Origin of the sequence: Ruminococcus sp. (assembly GCF_019423705.1) — a bacterium.
Taxonomy (GTDB): domain Bacteria; phylum Bacillota; class Clostridia; order Oscillospirales; family Ruminococcaceae; genus Hominimerdicola.
The window spans coordinates 206,151-226,712 of sequence record NZ_JAHZAX010000001.1 but is presented as its reverse complement, the minus strand read 5'-3'; the positions used below and the strand labels follow the sequence as shown (position 1 = coordinate 226,712).

General features: G+C 41.3%; 18 protein-coding genes. 11 read left to right on the top strand and 7 right to left on the bottom strand.

What is annotated here, in order from left to right:
• Window positions 1–228: 228 nt before the first annotated feature.
• The 5 genes from jag to rpmH all read right to left on the bottom strand — a co-directional run bounded on the left by jag (window position 229) and on the right by rpmH (window position 3,754).
• Window positions 229–1,146, bottom strand: a complete 918-nt coding sequence (jag, locus tag QZ371_RS00970) for an RNA-binding cell elongation regulator Jag/EloR (RefSeq protein ID WP_295207759.1) — start codon at window positions 1,144–1,146, stop codon at window positions 229–231.
• 59 nt (window positions 1,147–1,205) lie between these two features.
• Window positions 1,206–2,543, bottom strand: a complete 1,338-nt coding sequence (locus QZ371_RS00965) for a YidC/Oxa1 family membrane protein insertase (protein ID WP_295207755.1) — start codon at window positions 2,541–2,543, stop codon at window positions 1,206–1,208.
• Between the two features lie 213 nt (window positions 2,544–2,756).
• On the bottom strand, window positions 2,757–3,005 hold the full coding sequence (yidD, locus tag QZ371_RS00960) for a membrane protein insertion efficiency factor YidD (protein ID WP_295207752.1): 249 nt from the start codon (window positions 3,003–3,005) through the stop codon (window positions 2,757–2,759).
• 2 nt (window positions 3,006–3,007) lie between these two features.
• On the bottom strand, window positions 3,008–3,403 hold the full coding sequence (gene rnpA, locus QZ371_RS00955) for a ribonuclease P protein component (RefSeq protein WP_295207747.1): 396 nt from the start codon (window positions 3,401–3,403) through the stop codon (window positions 3,008–3,010).
• Window positions 3,404–3,619: 216 nt separating this feature from the next.
• Window positions 3,620–3,754 (bottom strand): 50S ribosomal protein L34, encoded by a 135-nt coding sequence (gene rpmH, locus QZ371_RS00950; protein WP_022287187.1) that lies wholly within the window; start codon window positions 3,752–3,754, stop codon window positions 3,620–3,622.
• A gap of 756 nt (window positions 3,755–4,510) precedes the next feature.
• Between rpmH and dnaA the strand changes: the two genes are divergently transcribed.
• The 8 genes from dnaA (at window position 4,511) to gyrA (ending at window position 15,191) form a co-directional block, all read left to right on the top strand.
• The gene (dnaA, locus tag QZ371_RS00945; protein WP_295207741.1) at window positions 4,511–5,872 is read left to right on the top strand and encodes a chromosomal replication initiator protein DnaA; all 1,362 of its coding nucleotides are present in this window, start codon (window positions 4,511–4,513) and stop codon (window positions 5,870–5,872) included.
• A 752-nt stretch (window positions 5,873–6,624) separates the two neighbouring features.
• Window positions 6,625–7,731 (top strand): DNA polymerase III subunit beta, encoded by a 1,107-nt coding sequence (gene dnaN / locus QZ371_RS00940; RefSeq protein ID WP_295207738.1) that lies wholly within the window; start codon window positions 6,625–6,627, stop codon window positions 7,729–7,731.
• 286 nt (window positions 7,732–8,017) lie between these two features.
• Complete coding sequence (locus QZ371_RS00935; RefSeq protein WP_295207736.1) at window positions 8,018–8,242, top strand: RNA-binding S4 domain-containing protein; 225 nt, start codon at window positions 8,018–8,020, stop codon at window positions 8,240–8,242.
• A gap of 1 nt (window position 8,243) precedes the next feature.
• The gene (gene recF, locus QZ371_RS00930) at window positions 8,244–9,383 is read left to right on the top strand and encodes a DNA replication/repair protein RecF (RefSeq protein ID WP_295207734.1); all 1,140 of its coding nucleotides are present in this window, start codon (window positions 8,244–8,246) and stop codon (window positions 9,381–9,383) included.
• The gene (gene remB, locus QZ371_RS00925; protein ID WP_295207732.1) at window positions 9,383–9,637 is read left to right on the top strand and encodes an extracellular matrix regulator RemB; all 255 of its coding nucleotides are present in this window, start codon (window positions 9,383–9,385) and stop codon (window positions 9,635–9,637) included. Before recF ends, remB begins: the two co-directional genes overlap by 1 nt.
• A gap of 280 nt (window positions 9,638–9,917) precedes the next feature.
• On the top strand, window positions 9,918–11,846 hold the full coding sequence (gene gyrB, locus QZ371_RS00920; RefSeq protein ID WP_295208076.1) for a DNA topoisomerase (ATP-hydrolyzing) subunit B: 1,929 nt from the start codon (window positions 9,918–9,920) through the stop codon (window positions 11,844–11,846).
• A gap of 41 nt (window positions 11,847–11,887) precedes the next feature.
• Window positions 11,888–12,583, top strand: a complete 696-nt coding sequence (locus QZ371_RS00915; RefSeq protein WP_295207730.1) for a hypothetical protein — start codon at window positions 11,888–11,890, stop codon at window positions 12,581–12,583.
• A gap of 64 nt (window positions 12,584–12,647) precedes the next feature.
• Window positions 12,648–15,191: a DNA gyrase subunit A gene (gyrA, locus tag QZ371_RS00910; RefSeq protein WP_295207727.1), complete on the top strand. Its 2,544-nt coding sequence runs from the start codon at window positions 12,648–12,650 to the stop codon at window positions 15,189–15,191.
• A gap of 70 nt (window positions 15,192–15,261) precedes the next feature.
• Here gyrA and QZ371_RS00905 read toward each other — a convergent pair whose 3' ends face one another.
• Window positions 15,262–15,501 carry a helix-turn-helix transcriptional regulator gene (locus QZ371_RS00905; RefSeq protein ID WP_295207724.1) on the bottom strand — a complete coding sequence of 80 codons (240 nt, stop codon included), beginning with the start codon at window positions 15,499–15,501 and terminating at the stop codon, window positions 15,262–15,264.
• A 390-nt stretch (window positions 15,502–15,891) separates the two neighbouring features.
• Here QZ371_RS00905 and QZ371_RS00900 point away from each other — a divergent pair, with 390 nt between their 5' ends.
• Window positions 15,892–17,019: a hypothetical protein gene (locus QZ371_RS00900; RefSeq protein ID WP_295207721.1), complete on the top strand. Its 1,128-nt coding sequence runs from the start codon at window positions 15,892–15,894 to the stop codon at window positions 17,017–17,019.
• A gap of 39 nt (window positions 17,020–17,058) precedes the next feature.
• On the opposite strand, the gene QZ371_RS00895 is transcribed toward QZ371_RS00900, so the two are convergent.
• Window positions 17,059–17,766, bottom strand: coding sequence for a LytTR family DNA-binding domain-containing protein (locus QZ371_RS00895; protein ID WP_295207718.1), 708 nt, complete (start codon window positions 17,764–17,766; stop codon window positions 17,059–17,061).
• A gap of 310 nt (window positions 17,767–18,076) precedes the next feature.
• On the opposite strand from QZ371_RS00895, the gene QZ371_RS00890 reads away from it, so the two are divergent.
• Together QZ371_RS00890 and QZ371_RS00885 are read left to right on the top strand one after the other, a co-directional pair.
• Window positions 18,077–19,141: a hypothetical protein gene (locus QZ371_RS00890; protein WP_295207715.1), complete on the top strand. Its 1,065-nt coding sequence runs from the start codon at window positions 18,077–18,079 to the stop codon at window positions 19,139–19,141.
• A gap of 74 nt (window positions 19,142–19,215) precedes the next feature.
• Window positions 19,216–20,451: a CpaF family protein gene (locus tag QZ371_RS00885; protein ID WP_295207712.1), complete on the top strand. Its 1,236-nt coding sequence runs from the start codon at window positions 19,216–19,218 to the stop codon at window positions 20,449–20,451.
• Window positions 20,452–20,562: the final 111 nt, after the last annotated feature.

Sequence of the window (20,562 nt, the reverse complement as noted above, 5' to 3'; positions counted from 1 at the left end):
CGCAAAGAGCGGAGCAACTTTGCGGCGATGGGTAGTTGTTTTTTTCTTGCACTTTGTAATAGGATAAACAACACGCTTTGACAACGGGACGTCGGGGGCGCCGTCCCCTACATTTGACATTCTCTCAAATAAGGATATAAACCAACGTGCGACCTAAGGTCGCCCCTACATAATTAAACAAAAAAAACAGCACCGCTTTCGCAATGCTGTTTTTATAATCCATATCAATTAAAACTCGATCTTTGAGTAAAGGCCGCTGTCCTTCATTGTGTCTTCCGGCTTTGGCTTCTTGTAGTCCTTCTCAAAGCTTGTTGTGATATCAAAGCCCTTGGAACGACGATTGTTGTTTCTTCTTCTGCCGCCGTTCTTCTTGTAGCCGCCTCTGTTATCGTACTTTCTTGGCGATGTGGAGCTGATTATTACCTTTCTCCACGGCTCTTCACCCTTGGACTGGGAAGTTACTCCTTCGATCTCTGATACTGCTGCGTGGATGATTCTTCTCTCGTATGGGTTCATTGGCTCGAGGGCTGACGATCTGCCGCTTCTCTTTACGTTGTTTGCGATCTTTCTTGCAAGATCTTCAAGCTGCTTCTTTCTTCTTGCTCTGAATCCGCCGCAATCTGTGGAAATCCTGAAATACTCTCTGTCTATCCTGTTGCACACAAGCGACGCAAGATACTGGAGCGAATCAAGGATATCGCCCTTCTTGTTGATGAGACCTTCAAACTCTTCGCTCGTGATCTCGAAAAGTGCGCCGTTTTCAAGCTTTGTTACTTCTATCTCTGCGCCCTCAATGCCCATTGCTTTGATAACGCTGAGAATGTAATTCTTTGCGCAGTCAGCTTTCTTCTGTGCTGTTTCGCTCCACTCAACAGCTGCAGGTGCAGCTTCCGGCTCAGTTTCAGCGAATACTGTAGGCTCTTCTGCCTTTACGCTTTTCTCTGACGGTGCTTCTGTTGGGGTCTGTGTCGGTATTTCAGCCTCATACTCGGCTTCTACTTTTGCTTCGCCTTTGATCTTTCCGAAAAAGCCCTTTTTTGGCTCTTCAAGAACTGTAAAACTGATTTTTTCTACGTCTGCGCCAAATTCTGCGGCAGCTTTGCTCTTTGCCTCTTCTACTGTCGGGGCTGTGAAAATCTGTTTCATCTTTTTTTCTACTCCTCTCGCTAAATCAGTATTTGTAGTATTCTGACAGGAAAATTTTATTAGTCCTGTGAATCGTCATATTCATCGCCGTATTTTTCTGCCATTCTCTTTCTGGCTTCATTAAGGCGCTTTCTCTGCTCTTCTTTAAGCTCATTCTTGGACTTCTTCTTTGGCTCTTCGTAATCTTCATCTTCGGAGAGGGCCTTTCTTATCTCGGCGGGGTCCTTGCCTGCCTGTATCATCTGAGCTTCTGCCATTTTCTCCATAAGGGTCTGCTTGCCGCTGTTCTTCTTCTTGAGCATATCCTTCTGAACAAGCTCTGCAACGTGCTCAGGAGTATAGACCTTATTGAGGACTATTACCTGTCCGAGAGCGAAAAGTGAGGAATAACACCAGTAAAGACCGAGACCTGCAGGATAGCTGAAACCGATCCAAAGGGAGAAGAGAGGCATACCGTAAAGCATTACCTTCATTCCCATTCCGCCCATATTTGCGGCGTCAGGGTTATTCTTCTTTGCAAAGTGCTGTGAAACGAATGTTACAACAAGCTGGAGAAGTGCTGAGATTATTGGAATTATGCAGGAGAGATCCTTCATTGTTGGGATCTTTCCGAGGAAAAGTCCGAAAATGCTGTAATTGAAATCCTCTGCGGCGTCTTTTACGCTTGTTGGGAGGATATCAGCATACTGTCCATTTTCCTTTTCAGTAAAGACGAAAGTCATAAGCTCAGGTCTTGACTGGATAAGGTTTGTGGAGAAATATTCTTCATTAAGGATAAAAGTGTCGATATCGTTATGAGCCTTTACAGCCTTCATAACGTTCTCGATCATCGTATCGTTCTTGAGCACCTTTGCAGACTTTGGATACTTGTCCTTATCTGTAATGAGGGACTGGAACTTTTCATAAGCTTCGTCTTCAGTTGCGCCGTCCTTTTCATAGCCTGCGATAAGCTTTTCGATAGTTGTATCGTTGCTCTTGACCTCGGCGCTGACAACATAGAGGTTGGAGATCATATTGTTTGAATTTGTAAGATCGTCCTTATCTGCGCTTGAAACGTAGGTCAAAGGACCATAGATAACAGGGATAAGAGCGAAAAGGATTACCATTGTGATGACCATTGGCAGACAGCTTGCCATTGGGTTTACGCCTGCCTTAGCGTAAAGGTTCATCTGCTCTTCCTGCATTTTCTGCTGGTTCTTTGCGTATTTTTTCTTTATTTTCTCAAGTTCAGGCTGGAGCATAGTCATTCTCGCTGTGCTCTTCTGCTGCTTGACATTGAGCGGGAATACTATAAGTCTTGTAAGTATCGTAAAGAGAAGCAGGGCGATTCCGTAATTTTTACAGACGAAATAGCAGCCCTTCATTATCCAGCCAAGTGGGGTCGCAATTATACTCATTTATATCCTCCAAAAAATAGTTTTATCGGGCGGTGGTATGATCTCTGCAAAAAATTTTGATAATCAACAGCCATAATCCACTATCTATCAAAAGGCTGTATGCCAACGGGCGAACATAAATTGTTGTGAGCCCTGTCGAACAACAATTTTCGCCCCTACATTATTTTCTAACAAAAATCTATATCCGCCGATCTTTATGTAAAAGCCTCAGGCTTATTTTTTTCTTATCTTAAAATATTCCAATGTCAGCTTGTCCGGCACATAGTCAACGCCGCCGAGGCTCCAAGGATTGCACCTTAAAAGCCGCCACACGGCTAAGAGCGTGCCCTTGAAAAAGCCGTGCTTTTTATAAGCTTCCAGCGCATAGGCTGAACAGCTTGGATAATATTTGCACCGCTGACCAAACAGGGGGCTTATGCACTTCTGATAAAATCTGATAAGAAGCTGAGCCAGTTTACTCATTTTTACTTTCTCGTATTTTTACTGATTTTACTATTTTTATTGTTTTTTCCTGCGCCTTTTGCGACAGGTCTGTTCATTTCTTTTATAAGTCTTTTTCTTATAAAGCGTTCGATATCCTGTGTTTTCTTTTCGCCGATATCGTTTCTGCCGACGAAAACTATGTCATATCCTATGGGAAATTCGGATTCTGTTTGTCTGTATGCGGCTCTGACTATCCTTTTTATCCTGTTTCTTGTAACGGCGTTGCCCTGCTTTTTGCCTGCGGTTATGCCAAATCTATTATAAGGGCTGCCGTTTGGCACGAAATATGCGGCGACGATCTTATCGGCCGCAAATCTTCCCTTTTTATAGCATTTCAAAAACGCCTTGTTATCCTTTAAAACCGTTGTGAACAGCATACTTTTTCCCCGACATAGTATCAATTATCGTCATTTTCCTACAAAAAAAGATAAAGACCCAATACCATACAAATTAATGAATGGTATATAGGTCATCTAAGGCAGCGCCTCACAACGCTGTATATATACACTTTCTCAAGCCCTCGCTCGCCACAAACCAAACGTCACGGCGCTGCAAAGCCTTGAAACTATATTGTCAGAAACTGCCTGTATCTCTTAGTAGCTGAGTCTAGCTCTGCCCTTTGCTCTTCTGCGTGCGAGTACCTTTCTGCCGTTAGCAGTAGACATTCTCTTCATAAAGCCGTGAACTTTCTTTCTCTGAAGCTTTTTAGGCTGATATGTTCTTTTCATCGAATTCTCCTCCTTCCGCTTTCAACGTTTTGAAAAAACTCGTAAAAGCGCTGTTTTACAGGCTTTGCCGCCACGTTTAAACTTTTAGGGTCACAGCAAAACTTGCGATTTTTACATCAAAACGCAATTACACTATGAAAAAAGCCCTTGTAATTTAATATTATAGCTCATTCACATAGCGTTTGTCAAGTATGTTCATAATATTTTTATATTTTTTTTGATATTATTTTTCTTTGCTTTGCGCTGTGAACTGTCCGAAAAACCTGCCGCTTAGGAAGGTGTTTTTGCGTTGGGTACAAGATATTGTGTCGGTAGATCTTATTTTGTCCGTATCAAGTGCTTTTTGAAGATATTTTGGCGGGGAGAATTTTTGTTTTTGGTCTTTTTCTACTATATATAATTATATAGCTGTGGGACTTGAAATTTTTCCTCAAATGTGGTATAATGATATAGAATTGATTTATTATGCCTGTTTTTAGATCCAATAGCGAAATTAAGTTTTGACAAGGCTGCTTTTCCTGCCTGTTTGGGTGCTTTTGAGGCGCTTTTCAAGGTTTTGGAAGGGTGGGTCTGTTAATAATTGTTGTTCGACAAGGCTCACAACAATTTGCGCTCGGCTGCATTATATTTTATTATGTGCGGACGATTTTATTTTGCTTATATTGCTTATTTTTCTTATATTTATATTTCAAATTTGAAATTTGACAAATTGCTGATCTGTACAGGATAGATATTCTAGGAGGTTATGGAAAAACAATGGATTCCTTTAATGACGTATTTCAGGACGTACTGAAATATTGCCGTAACTGCAAAAGCGTGAGCGAGCCGGGTTACAACAAATGGATAAAGGTGCTTGAGCCTTACAAGCTTGAGAACAACGTGGCTTATCTGCTTGCTGATTCGGAATTTACAAGAAACACTACTTTGAACGCTTATGAGAGCGTATTGAGAGACGCTTTTCTCGACGCTTTAGGCTTTGAGGTGGATATCAAGATACTTGTGAAGAGCAAAGACAATTCTGTTGAGAAGGACGAATCGGAGATCGAGGTCAAGGCGGCGGACTTTTCTGAGGACGCGAAAAACAGCCTTACTTTTGACAACTTCATCAAGGGCAAGTCAAACGATCTTGCTTATGCGTTCTGCACGTCTGTTGCACACAAATTCGATGAGAACAATGAGAAGTCTGCGGACACAAACAAGATATTCAATCCGCTTATCATTTACGGCGATTCGGGACTTGGAAAAACTCACCTTATGAAGGCTATCGAGCACGAGGTAAACAAAAATCACCCTGAGCTAAAGATAATATACACAACGGGCGAGTCTTTCATCAACGAGCTTGTAAAGGCTATCGAGTTCAAGAACACGATCAAATTCCACGACAAATACAGAAATGCCGATTATCTTATGGTCGACGATATTCAGACCATTGCAGGCAAGGAACGTATGCAGGAGGAATTTTTCCACACTTTCAATGATCTTTACAACGCAGGTAAGCAGATAGTACTTACTTCTGATATTGCTCCGTCAAAGATATCAAAGCTTCAGGACAGGATATTGACAAGATTTTCCCTTGGCGTACAGGTGGACGTTACGCCTCCAGACTTTGAGACTAGAATGGCTATTGTAAAGAAAAAGGCTGAGGTGCTCGATCTCCAGCTTTCTGACAATGTTGCAAGGATAATCGCAGAGAAGATAAAGACTAATATCCGTCAGCTCGAGGGTACTGTAAACAAGATCAAGGCTTTGACTGTTTACACGAACGAGAGCCCGTCCATTTCTATGGCGCAGAGAGTTATAAAGGAGATCATCATCGAGAACCACCCTGCGGAGATAACAGTTGACAGGATACTTCAAGAAGTTGCGGCGGCGTTTGACGTTACGGCGGAGGATATTAAGTCATCAAACAGAAGGGCTAATATATCATTGGCGAGAAAGATCGCTATATATGTGCTCAAGGAAGTCAAGGGTATGACTTACATACAAATTGGCAAGGAGCTCAACAAGAACCACTCCACTATGACTATACATTATCAGGACGTGGTGGATAATCTCAAGGAAAACAAGCAGCTCAAGGATACTGTTGACGATATTATCAAGAATTTGAAGGATAATTGATAATTTTAAGATTACCCAGCGACAAGTGGGACGTCGAGGACGCCGTCCCCTACAATTATCGTAAAAATAGAACTTAAATGCATTTTTATCTGTCAATCAATCTATCAATCAATAAAATCAATAAAAACTATCAAAATTTGGTTTGTGGTATTTTTAATGGACTTTTCAACATTTTCAACATAGTTTTCAACAATTGTTGGTTTGTTTTAAACCCCTTTAAATCCCCACTCTCGTTATCAAAAATGTTGTGTTGTTAGTGTTTTGCACAATCGGGTTTTAACTGAGGTGTTGGAAAATTTGACGGGGTTGGCAAGGTTTCAACAAAAATTGCGATAATTTTTAACTTTCAACCAACAAATTTTCAACGTTTCAAGTTGAGAAAATGTTTTTGAAAAGTGTGTTGGATCGATGTTAGTTGTGTGTTGAGAAGAAAACCCCCTTTATACCTAGCTTGGGGACTGTTTTCAACAAAATCAACTGACCCTACTAATAATACTAAATAATATTGATATATTTATTTTTTATCAGAGAAAAAATGTGTGGTTCGATACTTGGGTGTGTTGAAAAAATATTGTAGCTTTATGTTTGCATAATATTGTGAAATTGAGAATATGTAGGGGCGAAAATTGTTGTTCGACAAAGATCACAACAATTTAAGTTCGCCAGTTTAGGTAACAATATTGTAATTGTATTTAATATTTATTATGATGATAAAATAGTTAATTTTAAGAAATTTTAGAAAGGAACTTGTTATGAAAATTCTGTGCAATAAAAATTCTCTCTATGACGCAGTTATAAATGTTTCTAAAGCAGTATCGGAACGTTCTGCCCTTAAATCGCTGGAGGGAATAAAGTTCAGACTTCAAAGCTCTGTGCTGGAGCTTACAGGCTATGATTTGGAAATAGGTATCAAAACTGAGATAGCTGTAAAAAGCGAGGACAGCGGCGAGTTTATTCTTAATGCAAGACTGTTTTCGGAAATGATAAAGAAAATGCCTGCGGACGAGATCCTTATCGAAGTTTCCGAAAATCTTCAGGTGACACTTTCGGGCGGTGTTACTACTTTTAATCTGTTTGCTATGTCAGCAGATGAATTTCCTGAGCTGCCTCAAAAGGACAGCGAGGATAAGATCTCTATCTCTCAGCCTGTTTTGAAGGATATGATAAATCAGACTAAGTTTGCGGTGGCTGTTACGGATATAAAGCCTGTTCTTAAAGGCGAGCTTTTTGAGATCGAAAACGGCACTTTTACGCTGGTGGCTTTGGACGGTTACAGACTTGCGGTGAGATATGAGCCTATCAAGTATGAGGGAAGCTCTAACTTTATCGTGCCTGCTAAAACGCTGACGGAAATTTCTGCTCTGCTTTCTGAAAATGACGAGGATACGGTGCTGGTTTACCTTTCTAAGAATCATATCGTTTTTGAGATGAACGGTTATCTCGTTTATTCAAGACTTATCGAGGGCGAGTTCCACCCCTACAAGTCTGCGATCCCTTCTACTTATACTACTGAGGTAATTGTTGACAGGAAGGAGCTTATCGCTACTCTTGAAAGAACTATGCTTCTTATAAGCGACAGAACACCTTCTCCTGTTAGATGTTATTTTGAAAATAATGCTATCAAGATCAACTGCTCTACTGCTCTTGGTAAGATAACAGATGAGATATCTGCGGATATCGCCGGCCCTGTTATCGAGATCGGCTTTAAGTGCAAGTATCTCCTCGATCCTTTGAAGGTAATAAAGGAAGATAAGGTCAAGCTTCAGATGAGCGGAAGCCTTCTGCCTATGAAGATAGTGCCTTGCGAGGGCAATGCTTATACATATCTTGTTCTGCCTATCAGATTGGCTAAGGAATAAGTATTATAATTTATATCAAAGTATAGATTTCAGCTTGTTGAAAAAGTTCGACAAAAGTGGGACGTCGAGGACGTAAATTGTTGTAAGCCTTGTCGAACAACAATTTTCCCCTACAAATGGTGTAAATACGCTGTTTAGATGTAGGGGCGAACAGCGTTCGCCCGTGATTTAGTCATTTTTCGACAGATTGTAATTTATATCAAAAATATAGTTTTATCATTTATATTAAAGACGTATTTTGTTTGTAATTAAAGGCGAATAAAATTTGTCGGGAAAGAGATAATTTATGAAATATGAAAAGATAGAAGTCAAGTTGAAGTCGGAGTTTATCAAGCTTGATTCGCTGCTGAAATATGCCGGCATCGTTGAGACGGGCGGCATTGGCAAGGAGATAATCCTTGAAGAGCGTATCAAGGTAAACGGCGAGGTCTGCACTATGAGGGGAAAGAAAATTCGCCCAGGTGATAAGGTGCAGATCGACGAGATACCTGCGGAGATAGTGGTCAGCTAAAATGCAGATCACAAAGCTTTCCGCAGATGGGTTCAAAAACCTAAAAAAAGTGGAGATATATCCACACGAAAAACTGAATATTTTCTGCGGAAAAAATGCTCAGGGCAAAACGAACCTTATTGAAGCCATTTGGCTTTGCAGCGGCGTGAAATCATTTCGCAACACAAAAGACAGGGAAATGATCGACATTAACGGCGAGGTTATGAACATTGACCTTTCCTTTAAAAATAACTTCCGCAGCCAAGATATTCATTTTGCTATGGCAAGACCTAATGTCAAGGAAAAAAATGTTACGTTAAACGGCGTGAAGTTGAAAGCGCCTTCAAAGCTTTTCGGAAACCTTGACTGCGTGATATTCACTCCTGAGGACTTGGAACTTTCAAAGGGCTCGCCCGAAAACAGGCGGCAGTTTCTTGATCTGTCTGTTTCGCAGATAAAAAATTCCTATGGCGGTGTGATATCAAAATATGAAACGCTTATAGAGCAGCGAAATATGCTGCTGAAAAATATATATTATGGCAGATCAAAGCGTGAGGAGCTGGAAGTTTGGGACATTCAGCTTTCACAGCTTGGGGCTTACATTTCCCTGCTCAGATATAATTACACGAAAAAGCTCAATATTTTCGCTAGAGAGCTTTATAATGAGATATCTGAGGGGCGTGAAAAGCTGGAGCTTGAATATTATTCCACGGTATTTGATGATCTTGAGGGTCGGACGGACTTTGCAGGTGATCTTGCGGAAGAATATCTTGAACGGCTGAGGGCGAACCTTGAGGAAGATATAAAGGCCGGTTTTACGCAGAAGGGCGTTCACAGGGACGATCTTTCGGGGAAGATAAACGGGCTTGCAGTGAGACAGTTTGCTTCGCAGGGTCAACACAGGTCACTTGCGCTTATAATGAAGCTTTCGCAGGCATATATACTGGCGGAAGAAATCGGGGACAGTCCTTGCATACTGCTTGACGATGTGCTGAGTGAGCTTGATCTTTCGAGGCAGAGATTTGTCATATCAAAGATACACGATATGCAGGTATTTATTACCTGTTGTGACAGAAACATACCATTTGATGAAAAGAGCCACGGAAAGATATTCAACATAGAAAATGGAATGATCGTGCAGGTGGGGCAGGAGACAAAGTGATGTATCTGCATTTAGGCAATGATTTTTTGGTCAACACTAGAGATATAATCGGGATATTTGACATAGAGAACACATCGGTGTCAAAGAACACGAAAGAATTTTTGAATTTTGCGGCGAAGAACAACAGAGTTGTGAATTGCACATATGAGATGCCGAAGAGTTTTGTAGTATGTCTTGATAAAGACTTTACGGAGACGGTTTATATAAGTCAGATGAGCTGTGCGACGCTACTCAAGAGATTTAAGCGCATTTAAGTACAATGTGGTTTAGTGAGGAATGAGGAATGAAGGAATCGCCTAGCGGCGATGATTTTTGAATTGGAAAGTTCCGAAAGTCCGAATTTGCACTCGTTTCAAAAACTTGCGAAGTGATTTTGCGACACGCCAACGTAAAGCGGCGTATCAGAGAATAACAAAAACAAATGTGAGAAGATAAAATTAAAAAATGTAAAATAAAACCAATATAAAGTGATGAGGGGGTTATTTTTTGGAAAATAATAACGAGATCGAGATCCAGAATACCGAAGAAATATCAATGATCGACAAAAGTAATAACTATGACGAAAATCAGATACAGGTGCTCGAAGGTCTCGAAGCCGTGAGAAAAAGACCTGGTATGTATATCGGCTCAACAGGCCCGAAAGGACTTCATCACCTCGTCTATGAAATAGTGGATAACGCTATCGATGAGGCGCTTGCCGGATATTGTACCGAAATACAGGTCGAAATACTCCCAGGCGATATCATCAGAGTTACGGATAACGGACGTGGTATCCCTACGGGTATCCACCCGAAAGAGAAGATCTCTGCCGCAACTGTCGTTTATACTATACTCCACGCCGGCGGTAAATTCGGCGGCGGCGGATATAAGGTCGCAGGCGGTCTCCACGGCGTTGGCGCTTCGGTCGTAAACGCACTTTCGGAATACCTCGAGTTGACTGTATATGACGGCACGCATATCCATTTTCAGAGATTTGACAGAGGTAATTACTCCGAACCGCTGAAAATTATCGGCGATACAGATAAAACAGGTACTTCCGTTCTCTTTAAGCCTGACCCTGAAATATTCCAGGAAACCACCGTCTTTGATTACGAGGTATTGCTCAAAAGACTTAGAGAACAGGCTTTCCTTAACGCAGGTATCAAGATCGTTTTCACCGATAAGAGAAATGAAAACGAACCTGTTGGCGAAACTCTCCACTATGAGGGCGGTATAAGACAGTTCGTTGAGCATATCCACAAAACAAAGGGCGTTGAGCCGCTTTCTGATGAGGTCATCTATGTAAATGGTATGGAGGGCGATACTTTCGCCGAGATCGCATTGCAGTATAACGATACTTATAACGATCTTATATTGTCATTTGCTAATAATATCCATACACCAGACGGCGGTACTCACGAGACTGGTTTCAAGAACGCTCTCACTAAAGTTATAAATAATTACGGCAAAAAGTTTGGATATCTCAAGGACGATGATAAGCTTCTTGGCGACGACGTAAGAGAAGGTCTGACGGCTATCGTTTCTGTTAAGCTCACAAACTGCGAGTTTGAGGGTCAGACTAAGGGCAGACTTGGTAATCCTGAGGTAAGACCTTTCGTTGACAAGATCGTCACCGAAAAGCTAATGAACTACTTTGAGGAAAATCCTACGGTAGCAAAGGCTATTTTTGACAAGTCTATACAGGCGCAGAAAGCTAGAGAGGCCGCTAAGAAAGCCAGAGAGCTTACAAGAAGAAAATCGGCGCTGGAGTCGTCGTCACTTCCGGGAAAGCTTGCGGACTGTTCGGAGAGAGACGCTTCGCTCACCGAAATTTACATCGTCGAGGGAGACTCTGCGGGAGGCTCTGCTAAGGAAGGCAGAGACAGAAAATATCAAGCTATCCTTCCGCTTTGGGGTAAAATGCTCAACGTTGAAAAGGCTAGGATAGACAAGGTTTATGGCAATGAAAAGCTTATGCCTGTTGTTACGGCGCTGGGAACTTCTATCGGAGAGGATTTTGACCTTTCAAAGCTTCGTTACGGAAAAGTTATCATTATGGCCGATGCCGATGTGGACGGTTCGCATATCAGAACGCTGCTGCTCACATTCTTCTTTAGATTTATGAGACCGCTTATTGAGGAGGGTCACATTTATCTTGCGCAGCCGCCGCTTTTCAAGGTCGCAAGAGGCAAGCAGGTAAGATACGCTTTCTCGGACGCTGAGAGAGATCAGTATATTTCTGAGCTTTCAGGTGAGAACAACCTCAAGGTCAACGTTCAGCGATACAAAGGTCTTGGTGAGATGGACCCTGAACAGCTTTGGGAGACCACGATGGACCCTGAGAGAAGAACTATGATAAAGGTAACGATGGAGGACGCTGTCAAGGCGGACGAGATATTCACCATTCTTATGGGTGACAAGGTCGCACCGAGAAAAGAATTTATAGAGAAAAATGCAGAGTATGTAAAGGATCTTGATGTATAAAAATTTATACAGCTTGTTCCACTTGAAGAAAGGATACTGCTTTGGATATCAATAACGAAAATAACGAAAATGAAATTGTTGAGGATAATAAAGTTGAAGTAAAAGAAGCCGAGGATATCGAGACGGTCGAGGATAATGAAACTGAGACTGAGGAAGATATCCAGCCGGAGAAAGAGCCTGTGCTCGGCTTTGAGTATGATGTGAAAAACGAGGAAGAGGAAAAGGCTTTTATCGCTTTTCAGAAAAAGTTCGTATATGCTCATAACTGGAAGGTAACGGCGGCATTCGGCGTTGTGGCGGCGCTTTTTATCGTGTCTATCATAAATAATCCGTCAACTTATCTCAACTGGGTGCTGGCGTTTATATGCTTGGCGGTGATAGTGCTGACTTGGTACAATACCAGAAGGATAAGAAAATATCTTATGCAGGCGCTTAAACCTCTCGAGGACGACAGATATATTTTCACGCTCTATGAGGACAGCTTCAAGATAGAGACTATCCCGACTGAAGAGGAAAAGCAGGAAGAGGACTTCACACCTGTGCCACCTAGGATAGTGAACTTTGAGGATATTTCACTTAATGTGCTGGAAAATGACGAAATGTTTATTATTATCCTCAAGAAAGAGACTATTTATGTGCTTGCTAAGCGTGTTATGAGCGATGGACAGCAGAAAATACTTAGAAAGACTTTCTCTGAATTGCTCGACAGCGATTATGAGGTGCTGGAAAATAAATAAGTAAATAATGAAATCATATAATGGCGGAATTTCCGCCGCAATCAAACCGAAAGGTTAAAAAGGAGTGGATAAAGTGAGCGATTATAACGTTATTGACACCGATGTTGAAGCGATAATGAAAGAATCGTTTATTCAGTATTCGATGGCGGTAATTGTATCCAGAGCCTTACCGGACGTAAGGGACGGACTCAAACCTGTTCACAGAAGAATTTTATATACAATGTATGAAAACGGACTGACGCCGGATCAGGCATACAGAAAGTGTGCGGACACGGTAGGTTCTGTGCTGGGTAAATATCACCCCCACGGTGATGCTTCCGTTTATGACGCACTTGTTAGACTGGCGCAGAAGTTTTCAATGAGATATCCTCTTGTTGACGGTCACGGAAACTTCGGTTCTGTGGACGGCGACCCTCCGGCTGCTTACCGTTATACTGAGGCTAAAATGGCTAAGATGTCGGTAAATATGCTGACAGATATAAACAAGACGACTGTTGATTTCCAGTCAAACTATGATGACAGACTGAAAGAGCCTGTTGTGCTGCCTTCAAGATTCCCTAACCTGCTTTGCAACGGCTCGGTAGGTATCGCTGTTGGTATGGCTACGAATATCCCACCGCACAATCTGCACGAAGTTATCGAGGGTATGAAAACAGTTATGAAGAACCCTGACTGTACTCTTGATGAACTTATGGAGAGCATAAAGGGTCCTGACTTCCCGACGGGCGGCATTATAATGGGCAGATCAGGTATAAGAGCTGCTTATGGTACGGGTCGAGGCAAGATAACATTGCGTTCAAAGACCTCTATCGAGGAGATAAAGGGAAGAAACTGCATTATCGTAACTGAGATACCATATATGGTAAACAAGGCGAGACTTGTTGAATCTATTGCTGATCTTGTTAAGGAAAAGCGTATTGACGGAATACATTATATCAATGATGAGTCCGGCAAGGACGGAATGAGAATTGTCATTGAGCTGAAAAAGGACGCTAATCCGCAAATGGTGCTCAACAAGCTGTTCAGCTACACGCAGCTTCAAGATACTGTGGGCGTTATAATGCTTGCGCTTGTCAATGGTATCCCGAAGGTTTTGACGCTCAAGGAGATGCTTGAGCAGTACATTGATTTCCAGGTCGATGTTATCACAAGAAGGACTAAGTTTGATCTTAACAAGGCAAAGGAAAGAGAGCACATCTTAAAGGGTCTTGTTATCGCTCTTGATAATATTGATGAAGTTATCGAGATAATGAAAACTTCTAAGAACATTCCGGAAGCTAAGCAGAGACTTAATGAGCGTTTTGGTCTGACTGATATACAGGCTGACCACATCGCCAATATGACTCTGGGACGTCTGACCGGTATGGAAAGACAGAAGATCATTGACGAGTTGGCAGAGATCGAAGTTAAGATCGCTGACCTTGAGGATATTCTTGCTAATCATCAGAGGATACTTGATATCATCATCGAGGAAGTTGAAGCTATTCAGGACAAATTCGGTGACGAGAGAAGAACGCAGATCGAAAATGTCAGCGGTGAAGTTGATATCGAAGATCTTATTCCAGTTGAGGAGAGCGTTGTGACATACACAAACGCCGGATATATAAAGAGAATGCCTGTTACGGAATACAAGGCGCAGAAGCGTGGCGGAAGAGGCGTTTCGGGAATGAAGCAGCGTGAGGACGATTATATTGACGAGCTTCAGACCTGTTCTTCACACGACAATATACTGTTTATTTCCAACAAGGGCATAATGTACAAGCTCAAGTGTTATGAGCTGCCTGAGGGTTCAAAGGCTTCGAGAGGTACGAACATCGTAAATCTTCTTGCACTCGGCGAGGGTGAAAAGATCGCTGCGATGATAAAGACTTCCGACTTTGACGAAGGCAAGTACATTGTTATGGTGACAAAGAACGGCAAGATCAAGAGGACGCCGCTGACTTCTTACAAGAATGTGAGAAAGAACGGACTTATCGCTATCGGTCTTGACGAAGGCGACGAGATCGCAGGGGTAAGAATGACCTTTGGCGACAATGAAGTTATCGTTGCGACACATAACGGTCAGGCTATCAGGATAAGAGAGACTGACATCAGAGAAATGTCAAGAGTTGCACACGGCGTAAAGGCTATCAAGCTTAGGGGCGATGATTACGTTGTTTCTATGGCGAGAGTAAGAGAGGGAGCGACTGTTCTGACGGTGGCAGAAAATGGTCTTGGCAGAAGAGTTGGACTTGATTCATACAAGGTACAGAACAGAGGCGGCTACGGTCTGCTCAACTACAAGAGCGGCGGAGTATGCGGCATAAAGGTCGTTGACGACGACGATGATATCATTATGATATCCACAGACGGCATTGTTATAAGAATTAGAGCCTGCGACATAAGCGTTATGAGCAGATACTCGAGAGGCGTTAGACTTATGAGGGTCGGCGAGGACGGAAGAGTGGTTTCATTCACCCGAACCGAACACGATGAGGACGCTGAGACTGAAGAGGTCGAGAAGGCTTCCGAAGAGGAGATCGCACAGGCACAGGCTGAGGAAAACGCTGAGGTCATTGTTGAGGATAATAATGACGGCGAGAATGGCGATAATGGCGGAGAAGAATAAAATATAATAATTTTGGAATAATATAAAAGCCCTGCACGGGAAATGTGCGGGGCTTTTTTGTTGCGCTATTTTATGTTTCATCTTCGGCTGGTTCATCGGGTGGGATAAATTTAAGAAGATCGCCGATATCGCAGCCAAGATAGCTGCATATTCTTGCCAGGACGGGTAGGTCAACTCTCGATATTTTGTTGTTGCAATAGCTGTTGAGCTGGGTCGCACTTACATCGCAGTTTTTTATTATCTTATATTTGCTTATATTATGGGCTTTTCTGTAATCTTCAAGTGTTATCACAATTCTGCCGCCATTCATTTATTATACCGCCCTTTCTATCTGATCTTTTTGTTTCTATAGCGACCGCATATTTATATCGTATGCAGGTCGCTTTTATTATTTGATAATTTGGTAAAATAAAAGGCGGCACTTTTACACATCTTCAAAATAAACAGAACAGAAAAGTGTTGCCTTAAAATACTAATACTCTAATAACAGTATAATATATGATTGAAAAAATATAAAGCTGATAAATTATTCACTGAAACTAATTATAGCTGAAACTATTGACAGCTATAAATATATGTGCTATAATGCAAATATGTAGAAATATCAAGAAAAATGTAATAAATATTGTTTTCGGCGTTATTTACATTGTATTATTATATTTTGGTGCGAAAAAAGTACAAAAAATAGGAAAGTATAATTATGAAGCAAAAAGATAAGAAAAAATCTGGTAAATCTGATAAGAAGAAAAGATGGTTTTTATTTAGGCAGATAAAAAGAAATGTTGCTTTGGTGGAAGATTCAATAGCAGGCGGCATTGAACATCCTTTGGAGTTTGTTTCATTTTTATTGCCACTTATCATAATGGGGATATCAGTTGTATGTTTTGTAGTCGCTTTGATAATGTTTATTGTGAGGGGCGGTTATACAGAGCAGATCAACGCAGCGAGAGACGATATTTTTAATAATATACGCAGAATGATGACCTCCGGCACGGTCGGGATATTATTGAATGGCGTTATAGGAAGTATCATTTTGATATTGTTTGCATTGGAAATGTTGGTCATTACTTGTTCTTATATCATAACTGAAAACGCTGTGAAAAAGGTAATATCGGCAATTCTTTATATTTCATCGTTGGTATGCTTTTCTGTCGATGCTTTGATATTAAAAAATAGCGAAAGTTTGACGAGAAAACAAGAGAGACTTTGGACAGCTGTTTTATCAAGTTTTGACGGTAGCCATACAAATGGTATAATGTATGTTTTTTGTATAGGAGCGGTAACTCTTATTATTTTGTTGGTACTTACAATGTTCTCAAAGCAAAAGGAAAAAACAAAATGTGCGTTGGTCGCTGCAATTATGTCGTATATCATAATACCTGTATTTTTGATGATAGTCGAAAATATCATACCTCTGGTTTTCATACTTATTGTAACTGTCATTATGGTGATTTTGACGAGGTTTGGCTGCAAACTAATGGATAAATATTCAAAAGTATCAAATGAAAGAAGTAAGGAAAGACTTAAAGAACGTAGAGAACGAAGAGAGCGTGCAAAAGAGAGAGAAGAAAATGCTGATAAGGCTGGTAAAACAGGTTCAAATCAGTATCAAAAGAAAGTGGAGCTTGATCTAAATACGAAATTTTGGAGAAGCAAGGGTGGACAGGCAACAAATGCGCCTGCGGCGGATTGTGTATATTGCTATGACAATCAACATACGATAATGTTTGTTTGTACTGTTCAGCAATTTGAACAGGGTACGGTGGCGGTTTATGATAAGAAAAAAAGAATAACGACCGTAGCAGGCTGTAAACCGCCGCAGAGATAAAAAAAGCCGCCCGAAGGCAGCTTTTTAAAACAATTAATATCAATTATTTTTCATCTCATTGAAAAATGTGGGCTTTAGGCTCTTGCTTATTGGGATAATGTGATCGTGTATCATATGTATGTTTTTGGAATCATATGACAGGATATATTTGCAGTTTATCAGAAAGCTTGAGTGGGGCATTGCGAAATATGAGGGGAGGAGCTCTCTGAACTCTTTGAGCTTCGCATAGAGGGAATAATCCTCTTTTACTGTGTGGAGCGTGATCTTGCGCTTATTGCTTTCTATGTAGATTATTGAGCTGCACGCAAGGGACACGGTCTTTCTTGACGCAACTTTTATGTCGATATGGGATTTTCTTGCGTTTTTAAGCTCTTCAAGCTGAATGATAAGTCTTTTTATTATATCGGCGGAGCAGGGTTCGCAGATGAAGCCGAAGGGCTTGAAAAATGTTGTGGCAAGAAAAATGTTCTGACAGTCGGCGGCTGGGTCGTCGGAGATGAATATTACGGGGACGTTGGATATCTTGCTGTAAATATTTGAGATGAGATTAATTCCGCTGTCCTTGCCAAGCTTTGTTCTTATGAAAATTCCGTCAAGCTCGGCGGTGTTTTTTAGGATAAAGTCGAGAAATGTGAAGCTGTCTGCATAGCTGTCGATCTTTATCGCAAAGGGCAGCTCAGATGAGATCATTTTCAGCATTTCGGAAAGATCATTATTAATACTGTCATCAACAATGACAATGTTCATTATGTGTTTGCCTCTCTATTATTTATACTTATTATTCTACAATAGTTAATATTACTTAATTTAATATTTATATTAACACATAATATTTATTATATTATAGATTAAATATGAACAAATTACTACTATTAGAGCCTTATATTGCAGAAAATGTCCTGATTTTTACCTTATCATTGCACTATATTATTAATATAGTATATAATTAAAAAAATAATGAAAATACAAATATATGATGACTTAAAATAAATATTAAGTTAACTGGTATTAAATATAATAAAGTTATTAAGTTATAAAATTATAAGGAGTTTGGAAAATGAAAATAAGAATAGCTTTGATCGACTCAGATGATCTTTATCTGCAAAGGTTCGTTTCGACCTTTAACAGCAAGTATTTCGATAAAATAACTATTTTCTCTTTCAGCGACCCTTCTATCGCAGAGAGCAATATGCAGATGAGCAAGTACGATATTGTTATCGCTGCGGAGAATTTTGACCTCACGCCATTCAAGGACAGGTGTGCGGTGGCGTATTTCTCAAATTCTAACGAGATAAACGAGCTCAACGGCGAAAAGGCTATCGGAAAATATCAGAGGGTGGAGAATATCTACAAGCAGATTCTCGACCTTTATTCTGAGATACATAAAGGCATTATATACAACGACAATGGCGGTGACAACGGCACAAAGATCATTGGCGTTTTTTCTGCCTGCGGCGGAGCGGGAGCGACTTCTGTTGCTTCGGCATATGCGAGAGCGTTGGCGGCAAGGGGCGAGAGCGTGCTTTATTTTGACATTGAGAAAAACAACTGCAACCACGTTTTCAAGGGCGAGGGTCAGCAGGTCACATTCGGCGATGTTGTTTACGCTATCAAGAGCCAAAACGCAAATCTTGGGCTAAAGCTTGAAAGCTGCGTAAAGCACGATCCATCAGGTGTTTATTTCTACGAGCCTTGCGAAAGCGTGCTGGATTTTCTCGAGCTTAACGATGAGGAGATACTTGACGTTATTAGAACCCTCAAGGCGGCTGGAAAATACACTTATATGATAGTTGATTTCAACTTTGATTTTGCGCCGCTGCATTTTGAGCTTATGAAGCTTATGTACAAGACTTTCGTTGTATCTCTCGGTACTGACAATGCTATCGCAAAGCTGAGAAGCCTTGCAGGGGCTTTTGAGTTAAAGGAAGAGCAGGAGAACTTCCCTTATATCGAGCGAATGAACCTTGTTTACAACAGGTTCACCAACGAGACTTCGATGACTGCGGACGAGCTTAGGATAAAGATCGCAGGTGGCGTGCCTGATTTCGGCAATGCACCATTTGAGCAGACTGTTTTCAAGCTTACTACCCTTGGAATGTTCTCGGGGGAAAGCTTTAAGTAAATATTGTAGTTAGATGTGCATTTTTTACATTTTAGATTTAGACAATTAAGTATAGAAAAACACAGGTGAAAAATATGAATGAAGATTTCAGCGAGATAATTGCCGCCGTCAAGAAATTTGCGGTGGATAATCTCTCTCTTTCGACACTTTCGGACGAGGAGCTTGAAGAGCAGATAAAGACCATAACCGACAATATGATCGGCAACAGGTATGTTTCTATCAAAAATAGGGTGGATATCGCTCAGCAGGTGTTCAGCTCTATCAGAGGCTTTGGTCTCCTTGACACCATTATGAACGACGACACTATCACGGAGGTTATGATAAACGGCGCTGATAATATTTTTATCGAGCAGGCCGGACGTGTAAAAAGGCTCAATGAAAGTTTTGAAAGTCAGCGAAAGCTTGAGGATATCATTCAGCGTATCGTTGGTAAGGCGGGACGTGAGGTCAATCAGTCTAACCCTATCGTTGATACGAGACTTCCAGACGGCTCTCGTGTAAACGTGGTTTTACCGCCTATCGCTCTTTGCGGTCCGACTGTTACAATAAGAAAGTTCTCCAAGACCCCTATGACTATCGAGAAGCTTATTTCATACGGCTCTATCACAAGGGAGATTGCGGACAAGCTCAAGCTGTTAGTTGAGGCAAAGTATAATATTTTCATCTGCGGAGGTACAGGTTCCGGTAAGACCACATTTCTTAACGCTCTTTCAAATTACATACCAAAGGACGAGCGTGTTATCACTATCGAAGACTCTGCCGAGCTTCAGATCAAGGGAGTAGACAACCTTGTAAGCCTTGAAACGAGAAACGCAAACGCTTCGGGCGCTGGTGCGGTCACGATCAGAGACCTTATCAAATCATCGCTTCGTATGAGACCGGAAAGAATTGTTGTCGGAGAGGTCAGAGGCGGTGAAGCCCTTGATATGCTCCAGGCGATGAACACGGGTCACGATGGCTCGCTTTCGACAGGTCACGCAAACTCAACGCAGGATATGCTCAGCAGACTTGAAACAATGGTCTTGCAGGGTGCAGACGGTTTGCCGCTGGAAGCAATCAGACAGCAGATATCTTCTGCTATCGACATAATAATACACCTTTCAAGGCTTAGAGACCATTCAAGAAAGACAATGGAGATAACGGAAGTGCTTGGCTTTGAGAACGGACAGATAAAGCTTAATCCGCTTTACGTTTTTGAAGAGGACGAGAACACCACCCTTGAAAAGGTATCGGGTTCATTGAAGCGGACTTCCAATCCAATGCAGAATGTTTTCAAGCTCCAGCTTTCGGGAATAACTGAAGTTATCTAATAATAGCAGTAGGGGCGAACAGCGTTCGCCCGTTGCTTGACAGATTATAAAACATAATGTAGTAATGTAATTATGGAAGTTATAGAAATTTGTATTTTAAGGACAGAAATA